The 15,862-nt window shown below is 62.3% G+C and carries 17 protein-coding genes; 10 read left to right on the top strand and 7 right to left on the bottom strand.

Features of this window, described 5'->3' with window-relative positions:
• Positions 1-38: 38 nt before the first annotated feature.
• The 3 genes from lptB to lptC are packed head-to-tail and all read right to left on the bottom strand — an operon-like array spanning position 39 to position 2,072.
• Positions 39-806 carry an LPS export ABC transporter ATP-binding protein gene (lptB, locus tag GTW23_RS13710; RefSeq protein ID WP_244615297.1) on the bottom strand — a complete coding sequence of 256 codons (768 nt, stop codon included), beginning with the start codon at positions 804-806 and terminating at the stop codon, positions 39-41.
• A 35-nt stretch (positions 807-841) separates the two neighbouring features.
• The gene (locus GTW23_RS13705) at positions 842-1,390 is read right to left on the bottom strand and encodes an LptA/OstA family protein (protein WP_152010667.1); all 549 of its coding nucleotides are present in this window, start codon (positions 1,388-1,390) and stop codon (positions 842-844) included.
• Position 1,391: 1 nt separating this feature from the next.
• The gene (gene lptC, locus GTW23_RS13700) at positions 1,392-2,072 is read right to left on the bottom strand and encodes an LPS export ABC transporter periplasmic protein LptC (protein WP_152010668.1); all 681 of its coding nucleotides are present in this window, start codon (positions 2,070-2,072) and stop codon (positions 1,392-1,394) included.
• A gap of 350 nt (positions 2,073-2,422) precedes the next feature.
• Between lptC and sppA the strand changes: the two genes are divergently transcribed.
• The 3 genes from sppA (at position 2,423) to GTW23_RS13685 (ending at position 4,157) form a co-directional block, all read left to right on the top strand.
• Positions 2,423-3,391 carry a signal peptide peptidase SppA gene (gene sppA, locus GTW23_RS13695; protein WP_244615298.1) on the top strand — a complete coding sequence of 323 codons (969 nt, stop codon included), beginning with the start codon at positions 2,423-2,425 and terminating at the stop codon, positions 3,389-3,391.
• Positions 3,392-3,403: 12 nt separating this feature from the next.
• Positions 3,404-3,694 carry an integration host factor subunit beta gene (locus GTW23_RS13690; protein ID WP_152010669.1) on the top strand — a complete coding sequence of 97 codons (291 nt, stop codon included), beginning with the start codon at positions 3,404-3,406 and terminating at the stop codon, positions 3,692-3,694.
• Between the two features lie 112 nt (positions 3,695-3,806).
• Positions 3,807-4,157 carry a DUF1049 domain-containing protein gene (locus tag GTW23_RS13685; protein ID WP_152010670.1) on the top strand — a complete coding sequence of 117 codons (351 nt, stop codon included), beginning with the start codon at positions 3,807-3,809 and terminating at the stop codon, positions 4,155-4,157.
• A 122-nt stretch (positions 4,158-4,279) separates the two neighbouring features.
• On the opposite strand, the gene GTW23_RS13680 is transcribed toward GTW23_RS13685, so the two are convergent.
• Both GTW23_RS13680 and GTW23_RS13675 read right to left on the bottom strand, forming a co-directional pair.
• Positions 4,280-4,942: a VTT domain-containing protein gene (locus tag GTW23_RS13680; RefSeq protein ID WP_252916166.1), complete on the bottom strand. Its 663-nt coding sequence runs from the start codon at positions 4,940-4,942 to the stop codon at positions 4,280-4,282.
• A gap of 3 nt (positions 4,943-4,945) precedes the next feature.
• Positions 4,946-5,677, bottom strand: coding sequence for an SDR family oxidoreductase (locus tag GTW23_RS13675; RefSeq protein WP_252916165.1), 732 nt, complete (start codon positions 5,675-5,677; stop codon positions 4,946-4,948).
• 81 nt (positions 5,678-5,758) lie between these two features.
• Between GTW23_RS13675 and GTW23_RS13670 the strand changes: the two genes are divergently transcribed.
• On the top strand, positions 5,759-6,295 hold the full coding sequence (locus tag GTW23_RS13670; RefSeq protein ID WP_252916164.1) for a Crp/Fnr family transcriptional regulator: 537 nt from the start codon (positions 5,759-5,761) through the stop codon (positions 6,293-6,295).
• A gap of 49 nt (positions 6,296-6,344) precedes the next feature.
• Here the strand turns inward: GTW23_RS13670 and GTW23_RS13665 are convergent, their stop codons facing one another.
• Positions 6,345-6,800: an SRPBCC family protein gene (locus GTW23_RS13665; protein WP_252916163.1), complete on the bottom strand. Its 456-nt coding sequence runs from the start codon at positions 6,798-6,800 to the stop codon at positions 6,345-6,347.
• A 155-nt stretch (positions 6,801-6,955) separates the two neighbouring features.
• Between GTW23_RS13665 and GTW23_RS13660 the strand changes: the two genes are divergently transcribed.
• From GTW23_RS13660 to olsB, 6 genes are all read left to right on the top strand, one after another.
• On the top strand, positions 6,956-8,182 hold the full coding sequence (locus GTW23_RS13660; RefSeq protein ID WP_252916162.1) for a class I SAM-dependent methyltransferase: 1,227 nt from the start codon (positions 6,956-6,958) through the stop codon (positions 8,180-8,182).
• The gene (locus GTW23_RS13655; RefSeq protein WP_252916161.1) at positions 8,179-9,045 is read left to right on the top strand and encodes a TrmH family RNA methyltransferase; all 867 of its coding nucleotides are present in this window, start codon (positions 8,179-8,181) and stop codon (positions 9,043-9,045) included. The genes GTW23_RS13660 and GTW23_RS13655 overlap by 4 nt, the downstream gene beginning before the upstream one ends.
• Before the next feature lie 44 nt (positions 9,046-9,089).
• Entirely contained in the window at positions 9,090-9,551 is a 462-nt protein-coding gene (gene lspA / locus GTW23_RS13650) for a signal peptidase II (RefSeq protein WP_425494113.1), read from the top strand.
• Between the two features lie 77 nt (positions 9,552-9,628).
• Entirely contained in the window at positions 9,629-10,627 is a 999-nt protein-coding gene (gene acuI / locus GTW23_RS13645) for an acrylyl-CoA reductase (NADPH) (protein WP_290128958.1), read from the top strand.
• Between the two features lie 72 nt (positions 10,628-10,699).
• Entirely contained in the window at positions 10,700-13,021 is a 2,322-nt protein-coding gene (locus GTW23_RS13640) for an ATP-binding protein (protein ID WP_252916160.1), read from the top strand.
• Positions 13,022-13,191: 170 nt separating this feature from the next.
• Positions 13,192-14,061 carry a l-ornithine N(alpha)-acyltransferase gene (olsB, locus tag GTW23_RS13635; protein ID WP_152010680.1) on the top strand — a complete coding sequence of 290 codons (870 nt, stop codon included), beginning with the start codon at positions 13,192-13,194 and terminating at the stop codon, positions 14,059-14,061.
• 153 nt (positions 14,062-14,214) lie between these two features.
• On the opposite strand, the gene GTW23_RS13630 is transcribed toward olsB, so the two are convergent.
• Complete coding sequence (locus tag GTW23_RS13630) at positions 14,215-15,489, bottom strand: O-antigen ligase family protein (RefSeq protein WP_252916159.1); 1,275 nt, start codon at positions 15,487-15,489, stop codon at positions 14,215-14,217.
• Positions 15,490-15,862 lie beyond the last annotated feature (373 nt).

The following is a 15,862-nucleotide window of genomic DNA, read 5'->3' as shown; positions in this document are numbered from 1 at the left end:
ATCCATCGTCCGGAAGCCCGGCACAAGGCTCCACCAAGTCAGAGGGAGAATTGTTCGCCGAGATAGAGCCGTCGCACATCGGGATTGGCGACAATATCAGAGGGACGGCCATGGGTCAGGAGCACGCCCGCATTCATGATGTAGGCCCGGTCAATCAGGCCAAGCGTCTCACGCACATTGTGATCGGTGATCAAAACACCGATGCCGCGCCGGGTGAGGTGGCGCACCAGGTCCTGAATGTCGGAAACGGCGATCGGATCGACGCCGGCAAAGGGTTCATCGAGCAGCATGAACGTCGGATCGGAAGCGAGCGCGCGGGCGATTTCCAGCCGGCGCCGTTCACCGCCGGACAGTGCAATCGAGGGGGACTTGCGCAGATGCGAGATATGGAATTCCTCGAGCAGGCTGTCGAGCTTGTGCTCGCGCTTGGCGCGGTCCTTTTCCACCACTTCGAGCACGGCGCGGATATTGGCCTCGACACTCAGTCCGCGGAAGATCGAGGCTTCCTGCGGCAGGTAGCCGACGCCGAGGCGGGCGCGGCGGTACATCGGCAGGCTTGAGACATCATGGCCGTCGATCTCGATCGAGCCGGCATCGACCGGCACCAGCCCGGTGATCATGTAGAAACAGGTGGTCTTGCCGGCGCCGTTCGGGCCGAGAAGACCCACCGCCTCGCCGCGGCGCACACCCAGAGAAACACCGTCGACCACGCGGCGCGACTTGTAGGACTTGGTCAGATTGCGGGCAATCAGTGTACCGTCATAACGTGCGCTGGCGGCGGGGGGCTCCTCGCCGCTCCCGATCACACTCTCGTTAACTCGCTTCGAGAACAGGCCGCGAATCACTGTTTGGGTCGCGATTTGGGGTCAAGCTGGATCATCACCCGGCGGCCGCAGCTGTCGAGCTTAGCCTGGCCATTCTTCATCTGCACGGTCAGCTTGCAGCCAATGAAGACGTTTTCGGCGTCGGTGAGCACGACCTTCTCGCCCGTGAGCACCAGGATCTCGTCGGCCATGTTGAAATTACCTGCATCGGCGGTGGCCGTCTGGGTGCCCGAGCGGATCAGCACCTTCTTGTAGAGTTCGATCTCGCGGATATCAGCCGTACCGGAGGATACCGAACCACCGTCATTGGTGTAGTTGACGATCATCTCGCCCGCCTGCAGCACGGTATCACCCTGCACCACCTTGACGTTGCCGGTGAAGGTGGCCTGGCTGGTTTCCTCGTTGATCTTGAGCAGGTCGCTTTCGATCTGGATCGGCTCGTCGCCCGAAAGGGCGAGGCCCGACATCCGGCTTTCGGTCGTCTGGGCCTGGGCGGCAGGCGCAAGCAGGACGGCGGCGAAAACGACCGCAGCAACCCTCAAGATATGCAAAGGCGTTCTTGCCATGTCAGTTCTTCGCTCCATCCGTCGGCTTGATGGCCGATGGGTTGATCGTCATGCGGACCTTGTCCTGAAAGATGATGACGCGGCCCTTATCTGTCATCTGCATGGATTGCGCAACCACGGAGGCCTCCCCCGAACTGATCGAGACCGGCGCATCCGAGCTCAGTCCGCCGCTGGCAAGATCAATGTTCGCCGATTGCAGCTCCGCCGAAAAGCCGTTTTCACTGGTCACGGTAAAGGGCTTGTCGAACATCATGGTTTGAGCGGTGCGATTGTAGGTACCGCTGACGGCATTGAGCACCGCCTGGTCGCCGTTCGACACCGGAAGATCGGCAAGAATCTCCTCGAGCACGATGACGTCGGGCGAGGTCAGGTCCTGCACCGCGCGGGCGGCGCGCATGGTGTAGGGCCGTGCACCGGGCCCCTCGCCGCTCATCACCGGGTTCTGCATGACGAGCTTTCCATCGCGGATCACCACCGATTCGATGCCGACGCCCTCCGGCACCAGGCCATCGACCCAGGAGACGAGAATGAAGGCGAGGATTACAAGAGCCGCCGACAGCGGCAGCAGGATCTTGAACAATCTGACCAGCCGGGAATGGGCCAGCGCGCGCTTGTATTCGGCATGAGACCGCCCGGCATAACTGCCGCTGTTGGGCATCCCTGAGACTGACGATGTTGTCATTCGGTCCTGCGGTCTTGATGGCTTTCGGCGCCGATCTGCACTCGGATGCGGCAAGGTCAGATTTTCAGTCCGGCTGTGGCGCCAAGTGTCGGTTGCGGTTGGTTTCACATGCCAATATGGTGATTTTGCGAAGCAGTCGACGCAGATTGCCACGCCTTGGCGACAATGGCAAAACCATAGCGGATATCGGGCACAGGCAAAATGCTCTGGCCCTGCCGGCTTGCTGCCTTAAATAGGCGATAGCGGCCGATGCCGAACCTGCAGCGGCGTGCGTTTGATCAAGCGCACGCCGCTGCAAGACTGTAAACCACTGCATGGTGCAGTAACTGCCCGTTTTGGGAGGAACACGCGTGACTGACCCGAACATTCTTGCAGACCGCCGCCGGATCCGGCGCAAGCTGAGCTTCTGGCGGTTCATGACCGTTGTCGTGGCGATTGCGCTGGTGGCCGGCCTGTTCGCGCGTTTCCAGGGTTCGGGCCGGAACAGCGACCATATCGCCCGCATCGATATCAGCGGGGTGATCACCGACGACCAGCGGCTGCTCGACCTGATCGAGGACGCCACCGAGAACGAGGCGGCAAAGGCGCTGGTGGTTTCGATCTCCTCACCGGGCGGCACCACCTATGGCGGCGAGCGCATTCACAAGGCGCTGGTCGAAGCCGGCAAATCAAAGCCGGTGGTTGCCGACATCCACACGCTGGCCGCATCGGCAGGCTACATGGTCGCGGCCTCCACCGACCATATCGTGGCCGGCGAAAGCTCGATCGTCGGCTCGATCGGGGTGATCTTCCAGTATGCGCAGGCACAGGATCTGCTCGACAAGATCGGAGTCAGGCTCGAGGAGATCAAATCCTCGCCGCTTAAGGCCGAGCCGTCCCCATTCCACGAAGCGAGCGAAGAAGCCAAGGCGATGATCCGCTCGATGGTGCTCGACAGCTATGACTGGTTCGTCGATCTGGTGGCCGCGCGCCGCGAGATGGAACGTTCACAAGTTCTGACGCTGGCCGACGGCTCGATTTTCACCGGACGCCAGGCGCTGGCCAACGGCCTCGTCGACGCGCTGGGGGGCGAAGCCGAAATCCGCGCCTATCTCAAAAGCCGCGATATCGACGATACGCTCGAGTTTGTCGACTGGGAACCTGCCAGCGAAAGCGAAAACCTGTTGCTCGGAGCAGGCGTGGCGAGCATTCTGCGTCAACTGACCGGCCTGCCGGCATCGCTTTCCGATGAAATCGACCGCCTGTCGGGTGGCAAGTTGTTCCTTGACGGCCTTGTGTCTGTTTGGCAGGTTGGCTCCCAGTCGGAGCGTGTCGAGTAGGGGCGAGGAAACATGATCAAATCGGAGTTGGTTCAAGCGGTTGCGGCGCGAAACCCGCACCTCTATCACCGTGATGTCGAGAATATCGTCAATGCCGTGCTGGACGAGATCACCGAGGCTCTGTCCGATGGCAACCGCGTCGAACTGCGCGGGTTCGGGGCCTTTTCGGTGAAGAACCGTCCGCCACGCTCGGGACGCAACCCGCGCACGGGCGATCCGGTGTTCGTCGAGGAAAAATGGGTGCCGTTCTTCAAGACCGGCAAGGAGTTGCGCGAGCGGCTCAATCCGGACGACAAGGACTGAGCTTGCGCGATCCGCGGTGCGGCCCTATCTGCAGGATCGAGGCTGAGCGGTTTTCGGCCTCGACAAAAAGGCGGTCTAGCCGCGTGGATCAAGGACAAGACAGGATCGAAACATGATCAAGCGCATCATCGCACTGGCCATCTTGGTTCCATTGGGCATCGTTCTCATCATGCTGTCGGTTGCCAACCGCACCGCCGTGACGCTGGCGCTCAATCCGTTCGATCCAACGGACACGGTGCTTTCGGTCACCCTGCCGTTCTTCGTGTTTCTGTTTCTTGCCCTGATCACCGGCATGATCCTCGGATCGCTGGCAACCTGGTTCAAGCAAGGCAAGCACCGCAAGCAGGCGCGGGTTCAGGCCAATGAAGCGGTGAAGTGGCATACGGAAGCCGACCGCCAGAAGGCCAAGGCCCAGCAGATCGCCGCCGCCCTGCCCGCACCCGACAAGCGCGACGCTGCCTGAGGCAGTAGCGGACCATCCGGCCACCTTGGGACGAACCCCACACAAGGCGCAGCCAGCACACATCTTCCTCCCGGCGACAAGCCCCCCGCCGGATTGCCCCCTCCCCCCAGTGCGTCTCTCGCCTAGGCGACCTCACGCGATCGCTTTGTTCGACGGCGAAACAAGAACCAGCCACCCCAAAGGACGACATTGAGCAGCAGAACTGCATAGATTGCCGGTTGCGGGCTTTCAATCGAGCTGATCGAGCCGGCATAGCTGGCGATCAGCACGTAAGGAAGGGTGCCTACCGCATAGAACATGCAGTAGCGGGCAAACCGCATCCCGGTGGCTCCCGCGATGCAGGCGGTCACCTCAGGCACTATCGGAACGGCCCGCGACAGCATGATCATGACCGGTCCGCTTTGCTGGAAGGAACAAGCGAGCGATCGGCGCTCGTCGGGATCCCTGATCAGCAGCGCGATGGCGCCTTCACCCCACATACGGCTGATCCAGAACCCGGAAAACGCCGCCAGAGACATGCCGGCGAACGCCGCCGCTGCGCCTGCCGGAAAACCCACGAAGAACCCGGCCAGGATCGTTATGGTCAATGTCGGCACAGCGACAAAGAGATCCGCGTAAAGCAACAGCACCACAATGCTGATGACCCAGACAGGATCCACGGACTGGGCCCATTCCAGCCAGAGCCGTACGTTGTCGACCGTGAGAATGCCGAGCAGCCGCCCGACAATGAATGTAAGGGCGAAGATAGAGCCGAGGGTCAACATGACTTTGAGAAGAGATCTCATCGCTTATCCCCTTTTCATGATCTTGGCGGCAAGGCCCGGGGCTATGCGCAGGAGGATCCGCAGGGCCTTTACCCTGCCGACGTCGATGGTGGTGCGATCCGATGCGAGCCCGGTGATGATCGTTGTGGCAACCCTGTCGGGGGGCAGCTTTCCGCCGCCGCGCCCGTTGGTCATCGCGGTATCGACCAGAGGAAGGAAGACCTGCCTGACCGCAACATTCGTGTCCTCAAGCTGATAGGACAGCGACTGCGAGAAGATGTTCAAGGCAGCCTTGGTGGCGCAATAGATCGCCGAACCGGCCTTCGGCGCCAGCGCCAGACCGGAATTGATGTTCACGATCATTCCGGCGCCCGACTGCATCAGGCTTGGCAACAGAAGATGAACGAGGGTGCAGATGGAAGCGAAATTGACATCGATCTCGCGCCGGATGGTTTCGTAGCGGAAATCCGAATCGGTAAAGCGGGGGGTATACTGCACAGCCGCATTGTTGATCAGCACGTCGATCGTCCCGGCGGATTTCGCCAGCGCATCGGCAGCACGCTCAACGGAGCCGAGGTCGGCAAAATCGGCTTCATAGATGTCAACATTCGGGAACGCCCGACGCAATGCCTCCAATCCCGCGGAAGGTCGAGCGATGACCGAGAGGCGGTTGCCGGGTTGAAGCTGGCGCAGCAACTCCAGTCCAAGGCCCGAGGCCGCGCCGGTGATAACAATATGTTTGTCGTGAAGGTTCATGCTGATTACCTGTTTTCCACGTCACTTTTCGTGGAAACTAGGCTTGCGACCGCGCTCTGGAATTAACCCGGGATAACACGGATGAAAATTGCCGACTTCATCGCCGCCAATGGCCGCCACCTTGAAAGGGACACCGGCGAGCATCTGTTTCGGCAGGGCGACGAGGTCTCATCCCTGTTCCTGGTGAGCCGTGGCCTGCTGAAGGCCTATTATCTCTCAGGCGACGGGAAGGAGAACATCAAGTCCTTCATTCTGCAGGGCGATGTCATCGGCAGCCTGGCATCCTGCCATGGCGGCGGGAGCTGCACCTTCAGCCTGATATGCCTGGAACCCTCGGAACTGATCCGGTTCAGTTTTACCGAACTTTCCGCCGCAATCCGCTCGGATGCGGAACTGTCGGCCGAGACAGTGGACTTCCTGCTGGGCTTCGGCATGAAGAAGGAAATGCGCGAATATGAGCTTTTGTGTCTTTCCGCGGAGGAACGATACCGGCGGCTGCTTCAGGCAACGCCCCAGCTGTTCGAGCGCGTCACCCAGAACGAGATCGCGCGTTATCTGGGCGTCACCCCGGTCGGACTGAGCCGCATCAAAAAGCGAGTGCTCGACCGTCGGGCCTAGCGCGCGTCGGCGATTTCCCTGCGGTGCCGCGCGGCGGCAACCGCCCCCCTCACGCCCCTGCAGCCTTCGCACTCACCACTTCGTTGAATTTGGTGAAGAACTGGCCAGCCAGTTTCTTCGAAGTGGAGTCGATCAGGCGGGAGCCGAGCTGGGCGAGCTTGCCGCCGACCTGGGCCTTCACATCGTAGGTGAGCACGGTTTCCGCACCGTCCTCGACGAGCTTGACGTCGGCGCCACCCTTGGCGAAGCCGGCGATGCCGCCCTTGCCTTCGCCGGAGATTGTGTAGCTTTCCGGCGCGTTGATGTTTTCAAGCGTCACATCGCCGGTAAATCTGGCCGAGACCGGGCCGATCTTGATCCTGACGGCCGCCGACATCTCGGTGTCGGAGCTCTTTTCCAGGCTTTCGCAGCCCGGGATACACTCACGCAGCACGTCAGGATCATTGAGCGCTTCCCAGACCAGTTGACGCGGGGCGGCAATGCGTTCTTCGCCGTTCATTTCCATCGGACATATTCCTCCCTGAATGCTGCCCTATCTATGCAAAGCGAAAACGGCTTTGCCAAGTCCATATCGGGTTGCTATGTCCAAACCCTCATGAAATCGCCGGTCATGGCATCGCCTGTGCCCTGACCCCATTCGCAGACTGGACATTCCGGACCTTGGCCGACAAGCGCACCCAAAAGCCACGACGCGGCAGTTCTTCCAGACCCGGTGATGCCAGACCGAAGGCCGCCGCCAGGTCGAAGGCTGGCGGACCGGGCGGCGGCAAGCCCCGTGATGACAAACGGAGCGACGGCCCGAGGGACGGTGTGTCGGGTCCAAAGCCGGCTGCTGCAGGCGCCCGTACGGCCCCGCGCGCGCGGCCGGACCGGAAGCCCGCTGACAGGCCCGCGCCCGACAAGCGCGGGGATGTTCAACAGCAAGCGCCGATTAGACCATTGATCAAGCGGCAGGGCGCACTGCCAAGCCAGACCGCGCCGCTGATCCTGGAAACCGGCAACGAGGACGGCTACCAGCTGCTCGACATGGGGCTGAACGAGGCCGGCCAGGGCGAGAAGCTCGAACAATATGGCAGCCTCAGGATCGTCCGCCCGGAAGCGCAGGCGCTGTGGAGCCGCGGGCTGCCGGATTCGGAATGGACCAAGGCGGACGCGGTGTTTACCGGCGACACCGACGAGGACGGCATCGGCCGCTGGGCATTTCCCAATGTCCCGCTCGGCGAAACCTGGCCGATGAAGCTGCTCGGGGTCGACTTTCACGGCCGGCTGACTTCGTTCCGCCATGTCGGGGTGTTTCCCGAGCAGATCGCCCACTGGCGCTGGATGGCGGACAGGATCACGGACTCCAGGCGGCCTCTGAAAGTGCTCAATCTGTTTGGTTATACCGGGGTCGCCTCGCTGGTGGCGGCCAAGGCCGGAGCCGAAGTCACCCATGTCGATGCCTCGAAGAAGGCGATCGGCTGGGCGCGGGAGAACCAGGCGCTGGCCCGGCTCGAGGACAAGCCGATCCGCTGGATCTGCGAGGACGCGATGAAGTTCATCGCCCGCGAAGAACGCCGCGGCAACCGCTACGACATCATTCTGACCGATCCTCCGAAATTCGGACGGGGACCGAATGGCGAAGTCTGGCAGCTGTTCGAGCATCTGCCGCTGATGCTCGACATCTGCCGCGAACTGTTGAGCGACAAGCCGGTGGGCCTGGTGCTGACGGCGTACTCGATCCGGGCCTCGTTCTACGCCACACACGAGTTGCTGCGCGAAACCATGCGCGGCGCCGGCGGCCGGGTGGAGTCGGGCGAACTGATCATCCGCGAGAGCGGCAAGCCGGAGGCGGACGAGTGCCGGGCGCTGTCGACATCGCTTTTTTCAAGGTGGCTGCCCCAATGAGCGATCACGAAACTCCACGGAGTGGTGCGGCTCGGGTGGGACAGGTGAAGGACATCACCAGCCTTTCCAATCCGATCGTCAAGGACATCCGCGCGCTGTCGATGAAGAAGCACCGCGACGAGACCGGCACCTTTCTCGCCGAGGGGCTAAAGCTGGTGATCGACGCGATCGATCTGGGCTGGTCGATCCGGACGCTGATCTACGCCAAGGCGCAGCGCGGCAAGCCACAGGTGGAGAAGATCGCGGCGCTGACGGTGGCGCGTGGCGGCCTGGTGCTGGAAGTGAGCGAGAAAGTACTGACCGCGATCACGCGGCGCGACAATCCGCAGGCGGTGATTGCCGTTTTCGACCAGAAACTGGCACCGCTTGCGGGCATTTCGCCGGCAAAGGACGACACATGGATCGCGCTCGACCGGGTCCGCGACCCGGGCAATCTCGGCACCATTATCCGCACCGCCGACGCGGCGGGCGCCTCCGGCGTGATCCTGATCGGCGAGACCGTCGATCCGTTCTCGATGGAAACGGTGCGCGCCACAATGGGATCGGTTTTTGCAGTTCCTCTGGTGCGGGCCAGCGAAGCCGAGTTCCTGAGCTGGTCGAAAAAATCGTCCGCGCTTGTGGTCGGCAGCCACCTCAAGGGCAGCGTCGACTACCGGACGATCGGCTACAAGGACCAGCCGGTGGTGCTCTTGATGGGCAACGAGCAGCAGGGCCTGCCCGATACCCTGGCCACAGCCTGTGGCAAGCTGGCGCGCATCCCGCAGACCGGCCGGGCGGACTCGCTCAACCTGGCGATCGCCACCGGCGTCATGCTGTTCGAGGCGCGCAGGCACCTGCTCGAGCTTGACGAGCCCAGCGCATGAGCGGGAGCGTGAAGAAACCGTCGGCGCTGAGCCGGATCGTGCCGATGCTGTCGCTGGTGACCGGCGCCGTGGCGCTGGATCAGCTGATCAAGTGGCTGGTTGAAACACGCCTGCCGTTTCACGAGCTGGTACCGGTGATCCCCATGTTCGCGCTCTACCGGACCTGGAATGAGGGAATCGCGTTTTCGCTGCTCAAGGGGCTGCCCGATTCAGGCCTGCTGGCGCTGACAGCTGTGGTGATCGTCTTCGTGCTTTACCTTTGGTGGCGGACGCCTTCGGACCGCGGCATCGCGCATCTGGGTTTTGCGCTGATCATCGGCGGAGCGCTCGGCAACCTGATTGACCGGGCCGTCTATGGCCACGTGGTCGACTACATCCTGTTTCATACCGAAAGCTGGTCGTTTGCCGTGTTCAATCTTGCCGACAGCTTCATCAGCATCGGTGCAGGGCTGATCGTGCTTGATGAAGTGATCGCCACACTCCGCGAGCGCAAGAACCGAACCTGAGATCCGACCCGGCGCCGCCACCCTTGATCTTGGGATCGGGGCGGGCCAGTCTGGGCCAACACATGAGAGGAGCTTCCATGCAAGACCGTTTCAAGGGCATTCTGCTCACCCGCGACGAAAACAAGGTGATGTCGGTCAATGTGACCGAACTCGGCCTTGATGACCTGATGGAAGGCGACGTGGTCGTCGAGGTCGAATGGACCACGGTCAACTACAAGGATGGCCTCGCCATCACCGGCAAGGGACCGGTGGTGCGGCGCTGGCCAATGGTGCCGGGCATCGACTGTGCCGGTACGGTGGTCAGTTCCGAGAACGAGCGTTTCAAGGCCGGCGACAAGGTGATCCTCAACGGCTTTGGCGTCGGCGAGGTGCACACCGGCGCCTATGCGGCTTATGCCCGGCTGAAGGGCGACTGGCTGATCCCGATGCCCGAGGGCATGGATGGCCGCTCGGCGATGGCGATCGGCACCGCCGGCTACACCGCCATGCTGTCGGTGATGGCGCTTGAACGCCATGGCATCACGCCCGGACGCGGCCCGGTGGTGGTCACCGGCGCCAATGGCGGCGTCGGCACGGTTGCGATCGCGGTGCTGGGCAAGCTCGGCTACGAGGTCATCGCCTCGACCGGACGCACCGAGGAAGCCGAGTTCCTCAAGAGCCTCGGCGCCTCCGAGGTCATCCATCGCGACGAACTCTCCGGCCCGGCCAAGCCGCTCAACAAGGAACGCTGGGCCGGTGCGGTTGACGCGGTGGGCAGCCACACGCTGGCAAACGTTCTGTCGATGACCTCTTACGGCGGCGCGGTGACTGCCTGTGGCCTGGCACAGGGCATGGACCTGCCCACATCGGTAGCGCCGTTCATCCTGCGCGGCGTTTCGCTGCTCGGCATCGATTCGGTGATGGCTCCGCTGGCGCTCAGGCAGGAAGCCTGGTCGCGCCTGGTCAAGGATCTGGACATGGGCAAACTCGAGGCGCTGTCGACCGAGATCGGCTTTAACGGCATCGTCGATGCGGCGCATTCGATCATAGACGGCAAAATCCGTGGACGCGTGGTCGTCGACATGAAGAAGAGCTAATGCGCAATCTCTAAAATTTGACGGTTTCGCTGAAGTCTTTGCTCACGGGGCCCGTGCTATCACGGGCCCATGATGACAGAACCGCTCCGACTGCAAGAAACCCTCCAGCGCGCCCTGAGCGAACAGGTTGCGGCGCATTCTAGCGCGCCGCACATCGACCTGGCACACCGGCAACCAGTTCCCGACATTGTCGTTGACAGCGAACGGCGCTCGCCGGAGATCCCGGATACCCCGGCATCGCGACCGTTGTTCGCGGTTGCAGCCGCGCTGGGCGCCACCGCAGCCTCGGTGGCCTTCAACGCGCCCGCTGTGCTGCTTGCCTCGGTGGCCGGGATCGCGGTTTTCGCGGCCATGCCCTTGTTGCGACGGTCCTTCAACATCTCCGCAGCGACAAACCCGGCCCGTGCGAAACCGGTCGCCAACCGGTTTCAGGAACATGAGAGTGACCGCAAGTGGGAACTGGGCGAATTTTCCAACCAGCTCGCCGGGCTGTTTGATGCGCTAGGCGACATGGTGGTCATTTGCAGCCTGAACGGCCAGATCGTCTATGCAAACGAGACTTTCAGGACCGCGACGGGATTTGACAATCCGGTCGGCCTGACGCTCGCCATGGCCGGGGTCGAACCGGTCGATTCCAGCGGCCAAGGCCCTCTCGAACTGCTGCTCGGCGAAGGGCCGGAGCAGACCATCTGGTCCTGGCACGAGACCACGGCCCGCGATCCCGTATCCGGCACACTGACCCGGCAATGCATCGGTCGCAACATCACCGAGGCAAGGCGCACCGAAGCCGAACTGGTCGATGCACGGGAAAGAGCGGAAGCCGCCAACCATGCCAAATCGCGTTTCCTGGCAACCGTCAGCCATGAGATCCGCACGCCGCTCAACGGCATTCTGGGCATGACCCACCTGCTCGAGCAGACCCAGACAACGCCCGAACAGGCAAGCTATCTGAAAACCGCAAGCGAATCCGGCATGGCGCTCTTGTCGCTGATCGAGGATCTGCTCGATGTAACCTCGATCGAGGCCGGCCGCCTGCACCTTCGGCACGAGGAAGGCAGTCTCGAAGACCTGGTCAACGGCGTGTCGGAACTGATGGCCTCGCGCGCCCACGAGAAAGGCATCGAGATTGCGGTTCACATCGCACCGGAAGCGCCGCGGCGGATCACCTCCGACATCGGCAGGCTGCGACAGGTGCTGTTCAACCTGGTCGGCAACGCCATAAAGTTTACCGAAACCGGCGGCGTGCTGATCGAAGTGACGCGTGAAGACGGCCAGCTTGCGTTCATCGTGTCCGACACCGGACCGGGACTGAAGGACTCCGATCAGGCGCGGATTTTTGGTGAGTTCGAACGGGCCAGCAACGGTCCGACCCGCAAGCATGGCGGCGCCGGTCTTGGGCTGTCCATTTCCGCGCGCATCGTCGAGGCGCTGGGCGGTGAGATCGGCGTGGCCTCGACGCCGGGGCAAGGCAGCGCTTTCCGTTTCACCGTGCCGGTGAGGGAACTGGCGGTGCCGGAGAACGGCGCTCCGGTTCGTGGCCCGCTGGCCGACCGTGCCGTGCTGTTGATCGCACCACGCGGTCCGGTCTCGACAGCCCTGCTGTGGACGATCCGGGATCTTGGCGGAATCGCCGAGACTGCCGACGACGCCGAAAGCATGATTGCAGCGCTGACCCGGCTGTGCCGCTCCGGCGCCCAGATCAGCGACATCGTCATCGATCGCCGGTTCGCCGATCGCGCGGATAGCCTTCTGGCATCGGCGCCGATCGAACTTCCCAACGACATCGCCCGTACTCTGGTGATCGCGCCGGAAGACAGCCGCGATCTGGAAAGTCATTCCGGCCATGGCGCCAATGCCTGGCTGGTTCGTCCGGTCCGGCGGGACTCGCTGATCAATGTGCTGACCCGCCGCGACGACCGTGAGGATCGCGACCGGTTGTGCGGCAAGCCCAGGCCGGTGATGCTGGAGCGGTCGTCCGACAACCCGACCCTCGATATCCTTCTTGCCGAGGACGATCCGGTCAACGCGCTGGTCGTGCGCACCAATCTCGCGCGTCAGGGCCACCGCGTGACTGTCGTGGTCAACGGACGCGACCTGGTAACCCAGGCGATGGAACGCCCCGGCGGCTCCGCCGGCTACGACCTCGTCATCACCGACCTGTCCATGCCGGAACTCGATGGACGCAGCGCCATCGAACAGATCCGCGCGGAGGAAGCCGCGGGCCACCTCGCCCGTCTGCCGATCATCGTGCTGACGGCCGACGGACAGGCGTCGACCCGGGACGACCTGCTTGCCGCTGGAGCTGATGGACATGCGGAAAAACCGGTCGATCCGGAGTGGCTGCTGCAGCTTGTGACCATGACCGCCGGCAAGAGAGTGCGCGCTGCGGGCTAAGGTCCGTCTCGCAGACAAGTCTCCACTTGAAGGTCAGCAAGGGTTTTCATCGCATCGGCCTTGCCGGAACACAGTATGACCTCCAAATTACCACATGCGGGATGGCAAATGTCACTCGGATGTCGCAGAATCATGGTTGATACCCGGCATCACCAAGCGGGAGATTACCCATGGAAACGCAATTGAACCGGTCTGTTTCTCATCCATTCCCGGCCCCCCTCGCCGGCTACGAGCCGGCAAGCCGGGTGCTTGGCCGTATCGGTTCGCTGGAAGTCCGGCTGGCCGCAACGCGGAGCGAGATCGAGGCCGCACAGGTGTTGCGCTACAGGGTGTTCGTCGAGGAGATGGGGGCAAAACTTCCCGAAGACGCCATGCGGCAGAAGCGGGATTTCGACACGATCGACCGTTATTGCGATCATCTCCTGGTGCTCGACACGGCCCTTGCCGGTGCCGTCGAGGAACAGATCGTCGGGACCTACCGGCTGCTCCGGCAGGAGGTCGCAGCGCGCCATGACGGTTTCTACTCGCAAAGCGAGTACGATGTGATGGATCTGGCCGCGCGCAACCCCGGCAAGCGCTTTCTCGAGCTTGGCAGATCCTGCGTGCTGCGCGAATACCGCACCCGCCGGACGCTTGAAGCGCTGTGGCAGGGCAACTGGGCCTATGCGCTTGCCCATGGCATTGACGTGATGTTCGGGTGCGCCTCGTTCCCCGGCGACCGTCCCCATGCGCATGCGCTGGCGCTGTCGTTTCTCAATCACAGCTGCGCAGCCGATGCGGACTGGAAAGTGAGCGCGATCGCCGGCCGTGGCCTGTCAACGGACATGATGCCCGTCGAAGCGATCAATCCCCGCGCAGCGCTCACCGCGATGCCGCCGCTGATCAAGGGCTATCTCAGGATCGGGGCGCTGGTCTCTCACGAAGCCGTCGTCGATAGCGCCTTCGGCACCACCGATGTGCTGGTGATCCTGCCGGTCAAGCAGATCAACGGCCGTTACATCAATCACTACGGCGCCGACGCTTCGCGTTTCGCGGCGTAAACATCGCGGACTTTTCGCTCTGCGCGAACCAATCGGACCCCCTTGAAGGGCCAGACGCCTTGCGTCTTCGCGTGCGCTGCCGATCAACTGCAGACAGCAGCAGAAGGGCAAGGCGTTCGTTCTGGCTGGCGCGAGAAGGGAAAAAATCGGGCGCTATGCCGATCTTTTGCTTTCCGCAAGCAGCAGCGCCGCCATCGTCATGACGAAAAAGACAAAGAGCTGCCGGTTGACGTTCCAGATCAGATACGTATCCGAGAGGCCGAAGACAAACGATCCCGCGAGGGTGATGAGCCCGGCCTGTCCCAGCATCTTCCTGACCGGTTCTGGCCTCAAGTAAGCGCGCCAGAACACGACAGCGGACACGGCGTACACCAATGCCCAGCTCAACAGGCCAGCCAGGCCCTTTTCCGCAAGGATCTGTATCGGCTCACTGTGCAGGGCCCCGAAGCCACCCAGCCCATTGGCTACATCTTTGTGAGCGAAGTTTTGCTCAATTCTCTGCGTCACCCCCTCCCTTGTGTGCCCAAGCCAGGGTTTTTCAGGCCAGATGGTCAACCCGAGCTTCCACAGCTCCAGGCGCGGCGATACGGAACCGTCAACCATTTCCCCGCTCCGGAACCATTCCATCGCCCCGATCGCGGCATGGTTGATGCGTTCCATGGTACTCTTGACCGGCATGAGCGGCAGAAGCGCGAGAAAGGTCACGGCCACGAGAACCAGTGACAGCCTTTCGCGCCTGGAGGCGCGCCAGAAATCCTCGACGACAACCCAGGCAAAAACGAGAGGCGCGAGCGGCCAACCTCCTTTTGAAAGGGTCAACAGACTGGCGGCGAGTCCCAGTAAGAAGCCGGCATAGGCCAATGCAAGCCAAACCGGCTTGCGCAGGTTGAAGGGCGGGTCATGTCTGCCGGCAAGCGTAACCGAGCCCAACAGAAGCGCATTGTTGCCGAAGAAAATCGGACTGGTCAGGAAGCCGCTCGGCCGTTCGGCGCCAAGGTGGATCGATTGATACATGGCGATGGCGCATGCAAGGCCGGCGCCCAGCAAACACCCAAGCCATATGAAGCGGCGATCGACCCGACCGTCCAGCACGGCCAGGAAAATCAGCGGCGCCCACAGGAACGGAATATACATTTCATAGTAGCCGGCCGGGGCCTGCTGCCACAGGCTGATCGCTGCGCCGACGAACGCAAAAGCCATGAAGACCAGAGGCAGCTTTCCAGCCAGAGTGGGCTGGATCAACGGTGCGCGGGCGAAAAGGCGCTTCGCGAGAAAGACCAGACCCGCAATGGCAATTATCGCGGTGCCGATTGAATACCCCCCCGGCACCGACAGGCTTGCCGCCAGAAAAACCATCAGGCCAAGGCTTGCCAGTATCGAGACCAAATCCGGTTTCCGGGCAGGTGTTTCAGCTGTTAAGGCGCTCATCGAGAATTGATATCTCCGTTTTCGATTTGGCTCCGAAAGGGCGTCAACACTGGACAAAGCTCCGACCAAAGTCCACTGACACGGGCGCACTGCTTGCGATTATCTCACCCAACCCGCTCAAGGAATCATTTTCTTTCCGGCTTGAGGTCAGTTCGGTTGCCAGACCGTGACCGCTTCCCGCGTCCCGTCGGTTACCGGAAAGCCGTTTTCTGACGGGCGGCATGGCCAAATCCCCGAGTGCAGATACGCGTATCGCGGCACCGGGGCCAGCGCGGCGGCCCGCGTTACCAGTGAATTGTCCGCATCTGAGTTACAGGCCACCTTTTAGGGTTGCATTTCAAAGGCGTATTGCTGTGAGTGACCATCCGGAATT

Source organism: Parahoeflea alexandrii (assembly GCF_024105735.1).
GTDB lineage: Bacteria > Pseudomonadota > Alphaproteobacteria > Rhizobiales > Rhizobiaceae > Hoeflea > Hoeflea alexandrii.
The sequence above is the reverse complement of the archived record's forward strand: the minus strand, read 5'-3'. Positions and strand labels throughout refer to the sequence as shown.

What these genes read in the sequence shown, in the direction of transcription:
- GTW23_RS13705 (WP_152010667.1), bottom strand. Translation starts at nt 1,390, where the DNA reads ATGGCAAGAACGCCTTTGCATATCTTGAGGGTTGCTGCGGTCGTTTTC.
- lptC (WP_152010668.1), bottom strand. Translation starts at nt 2,072, where the DNA reads ATGACAACATCGTCAGTCTCAGGGATGCCCAACAGCGGCAGTTATGCC.
- GTW23_RS13690 (WP_152010669.1), top strand. Translation starts at nt 3,404, where the DNA reads ATGATCAAATCGGAGTTGGTTCAAGCGGTTGCGGCGCGAAACCCGCAC.
- GTW23_RS13685 (WP_152010670.1), top strand. Translation starts at nt 3,807, where the DNA reads ATGATCAAGCGCATCATCGCACTGGCCATCTTGGTTCCATTGGGCATC.
- GTW23_RS13680 (WP_252916166.1), bottom strand. Translation starts at nt 4,942, where the DNA reads ATGAGATCTCTTCTCAAAGTCATGTTGACCCTCGGCTCTATCTTCGCC.
- GTW23_RS13675 (WP_252916165.1), bottom strand. Translation starts at nt 5,677, where the DNA reads ATGAACCTTCACGACAAACATATTGTTATCACCGGCGCGGCCTCGGGC.
- GTW23_RS13670 (WP_252916164.1), top strand. Translation starts at nt 5,759, where the DNA reads ATGAAAATTGCCGACTTCATCGCCGCCAATGGCCGCCACCTTGAAAGG.
- GTW23_RS13665 (WP_252916163.1), bottom strand. Translation starts at nt 6,800, where the DNA reads ATGGAAATGAACGGCGAAGAACGCATTGCCGCCCCGCGTCAACTGGTC.
- GTW23_RS13655 (WP_252916161.1), top strand. Translation starts at nt 8,179, where the DNA reads ATGAGCGATCACGAAACTCCACGGAGTGGTGCGGCTCGGGTGGGACAG.
- lspA (WP_425494113.1), top strand. Translation starts at nt 9,090, where the DNA reads ATGCTGTCGCTGGTGACCGGCGCCGTGGCGCTGGATCAGCTGATCAAG.
- acuI (WP_290128958.1), top strand. Translation starts at nt 9,629, where the DNA reads ATGCAAGACCGTTTCAAGGGCATTCTGCTCACCCGCGACGAAAACAAG.
- GTW23_RS13640 (WP_252916160.1), top strand. Translation starts at nt 10,700, where the DNA reads ATGACAGAACCGCTCCGACTGCAAGAAACCCTCCAGCGCGCCCTGAGC.
- olsB (WP_152010680.1), top strand. Translation starts at nt 13,192, where the DNA reads ATGGAAACGCAATTGAACCGGTCTGTTTCTCATCCATTCCCGGCCCCC.
- GTW23_RS13630 (WP_252916159.1), bottom strand. Translation starts at nt 15,489, where the DNA reads ATGAGCGCCTTAACAGCTGAAACACCTGCCCGGAAACCGGATTTGGTC.